This window comes from Sphingobium jiangsuense (genome assembly GCF_014196495.1).
GTDB lineage: Bacteria > Pseudomonadota > Alphaproteobacteria > Sphingomonadales > Sphingomonadaceae > Sphingobium > Sphingobium jiangsuense.
This window is the reverse complement of record NZ_JACIDT010000048.1, coordinates 2,501-5,917: the sequence shown is the minus strand read 5'-3', so window position 1 is coordinate 5,917 and position 3,417 is coordinate 2,501. Positions and strand designations below refer to the sequence as shown.

1 tRNA gene and 2 rRNA genes are annotated in these 3,417 nt (G+C 54.7%); all 3 read right to left on the bottom strand.

The features are described from left to right. Positions 1-173: 173 nt before the first annotated feature. The 3 genes from GGR43_RS23145 to GGR43_RS23135 all read right to left on the bottom strand — a co-directional run bounded on the left by GGR43_RS23145 (position 174) and on the right by GGR43_RS23135 (position 3,392). Positions 174-250 (bottom strand) — tRNA-Met (locus GGR43_RS23145). A 107-nt stretch (positions 251-357) separates the two neighbouring features. Continuing rightward, positions 358-472 (bottom strand): 5S ribosomal RNA (rrf, locus tag GGR43_RS23140). Positions 473-600: 128 nt separating this feature from the next. Next, positions 601-3,392, bottom strand: a 23S ribosomal RNA gene (locus tag GGR43_RS23135). Positions 3,393-3,417: the final 25 nt, after the last annotated feature.

Below are 3,417 nucleotides of genomic sequence, written 5' to 3'. Positions count from 1 at the left end.
GGAGCTCTCTCGCCAATCGGGTGTGCTGCCTGCGGGGAAGATTGTGGAGTGGGCGCGGCGGGTGCTGGAAGGCTGAACCGTGTTGCTGCGGGTCTGCTTTGCGGAGTTTGCTGGCACTGTCTGGAACGGACGAAGGCCCGGTCTTTGCTGGACCGGGCCTTCGGCTGTGTATCTGGTTGCGGGAGCAGGATTTGAACCTGCGACCTTCAGGTTATGAGCCTGACGAGCTACCGGGCTGCTCCATCCCGCGCCATGGTGCCAATATAGGATATTGGCGGAACAAAAAAAGCGGCCATGAGGCCGCTCTTTGTGATTTGTGAATGGGTTTCGTCCGTGCCATCATGCGCCGGCTTCAATGCCTGGCGACGACCTACTCTTCCGGTGCTTGAGCAACAGTACCATCGGCGCAGCCAGGTTTCACGGTCGAGTTCGGGATGGGATCGAGTGGGTCACTGACGCTATGGTCACCAAGCAATGAAGCGGGCGCATGCGGTTGGGGTTTAATCGATGGATCTGGCTGCTATGTCATCCGTGCGATGACAGGTCTGTTTCCAGAGCTGTCATTGATGGTGGGACTCCAGGGACCCTTTCGGGTTCCCTTTAAGCGCGAACAGAGCAATTAGGACCGGTTAGCTTCATATGTTACCACACTTCCACATCCGGCCTATCAACGTGGTGGTCTTCCACGGCTCGATGAAATCTTATCTTGAGGGAGGCTTCCCGCTTAGATGCTTTCAGCGGTTATCCCGTCCATGCATAGCTACCCTGCTGCGCCGTTGGCACGACGACAGGTACACCAGAGGCATGTTCAACCCGGTCCTCTCGTACTAGGGTCAACTCCTCTCAAATTTCGACGCCCACGGCAGATAGGGACCAAACTGTCTCGCGACGTTCTGAACCCAGCTCACGTACCACTTTAATTGGCGAACAGCCAAACCCTTGGGACCTGCTCCAGCCCCAGGATGTGATGAGCCGACATCGAGGTGCCAAACGATTCCGTCGATATGAGCTCTTGGGAATCATCAGCCTGTTATCCCCGGCGTACCTTTTATCCGTTGAGCGATGGCCCTTCCACGAGGGACCACCGGATCACTATGACCGACTTTCGTCTCTGCTCGACTTGTCAGTCTCGCAGTCAGGCGGGCTTATGCCATTGCACTCTAACAGCCGGTTTCCAACCGGCCTGAGCCCACCATCGCGCGCCTCCGTTACTCTTTAGGAGGCGACCGCCCCAGTCAAACTACCCGCCACAGAGGGTCCCTGCACCGGATAACGGTGCGAGGTTAGACATCAGAAAACAACAGGGTGGTATTTCACCTATGGCTCCACAGGAACTGGCGTCCCTGCTTCAAAGCCTCCCACCTATGCTACACAGTTCTTTCCTAATGCCACTCTGAAGCTGCAGTAAAGGTGCACGGGGTCTTTCCGTCTAACCGCGGGTACTCCGCATCTTCACGGAGAATTCAATTTCGCTGAGCATATCCTGGAGACAGTGGGGAAGTCGTTACGCCATTCGTGCAGGTCGGAACTTACCCGACAAGGAATTTCGCTACCTTAGGACCGTTATAGTTACGGCCGCCGTTTACCGGGGCTTCAATTCAGAGCTTGCACTCCTCCTCTTAACCTTCCGGCACCGGGCAGGCGTCAGACCCTATACGTCGTCTTGAAGCCGACTTAGCAGAGCCCTGTGTTTTTGCTAAACAGTCGCTACCCCCTGGCCTGTGCCCCCCGCCAGTGGTTGCCCATAGGCGGGGCCTCCTTCTTCCGAAGGTACGGAGGCAATTTGCCGAGTTCCTTCAGGATACTTCTCTCAAACGCCTTGGTATACTCTACCATTCCACCTGTGTCGGTTTAGGGTACGGTCTATACGGAGGGGCTATTTCCTGGGACGACTTCACAGCCTGGACCAATCCGATCAGGCCAGACCATTTACGCCATCCGTCACACACCTCCAGGCCCACGAATATTAACGTGGTTCCCATCGACTACCCCCTTCGGGCTCGTCTTAGGGGCCGGCTTACCCTGCTCAGATTAGCTTTAAGCAGGAACCCTTGGAATTTCGGCGACAGTGCATCTCACACTGTTAATCGCTACTCATGTCTGCATTCGCACTTCCGATACCTCCACCACCCATTGCCAGATGGCTTCATCGGCCTACGGAACGCTCCGCTACCGCGTGTACTAATGTACACACCCTAAGCTTCGGTGCACGTCTTGAGCCCCGATACATCTTCGCCGCAGGATCTCTTGTTTAGACCAGTGAGCTGTTACGCTTTCTTTAAAGGATGGCTGCTTCTAAGCCAACCTCCTGGTTGTTTTGGAAATCCCACATGCTTTCCCACTTAGACGTGACTTGGGGACCTTAGCTGTAGGTTAGGGCTGTTTCCCTTTTGACGACGGACCTTAGCACCCGCCGTCTGTCTGCCGGACTAGACTCGTTGGTATTCGGAGTTTGGTTAGTATTGGTAGATCTCGCGACCCCCGCAACCATCCAGTGCTCTACCCCCAACGGCAATCATCCGACGCTCTACCTCAATAGATTTCGCGGAGAACCAGCTATTTCCCGGCTTGATTGGCCTTTCACCCCTAAACACAACTCATCCGATAATTTTTCAACATTAAACGGTTCGGCCCTCCAGTGCGTGTTACCGCACCTTCAGCCTGGTCATGCCTAGATCGCCGGGTTTCGGGTCTAATGCATCGAACTCAATCGCCCTGTTCAGACTCGCTTTCGCTGCGCCTACACCTAACGGCTTAAGCTTGCTCGATACACTAAGTCACAGACCCATTATGCAAGAGGTACGCGGTCAGGTCTCAAGGACCCTCCCACTGCTTGTAGGCATCCGGTTTCAGGTACTGTTTCACTCCCCTCATCGGGGTGCTTTTCACCTTTCCCTCACGGTACTGGTTCGCTATCGGTCATGTACGAGTATTTAGGCTTGGAGGGTGGTCCCCCCATGTTCAGACAGGGTTTCACGTGCCCCGCCCTACTCAAGTCCTCTTTCCTCATTTTCGCATACGGGGCTGTCACCCGCTATGGCCACACTTTCCAGAGTGTTCTGCTAATTTAGAAAGAGGCACTGGCCTGGTCCGCGTTCGCTCGCCACTACTAACGGAATCTCGGTTGATGTCTTTTCCTCCGGGTACTGAGATGTTTCAGTTCTCCGGGTTCGCCTCACCAAAGCTATTTTATTCACTAAGGTGATACCTCTCCCATTTAACTCCGAATGTCCAAAAGGGCAGTCGAAATTAAATGGTGAAGGTGGGTTGTCCCATTCGGAAATCGCGGGATCAAAGCTTGCTCACAGCTCCCCCACGCTTATCGCAGCGTGCCACGTCCTTCATCGCCTGTACATGCCAAGGCATTCACCAGATGCCCTTACCTCACGCTTGAGAGTCCACACCACCAATGACAAC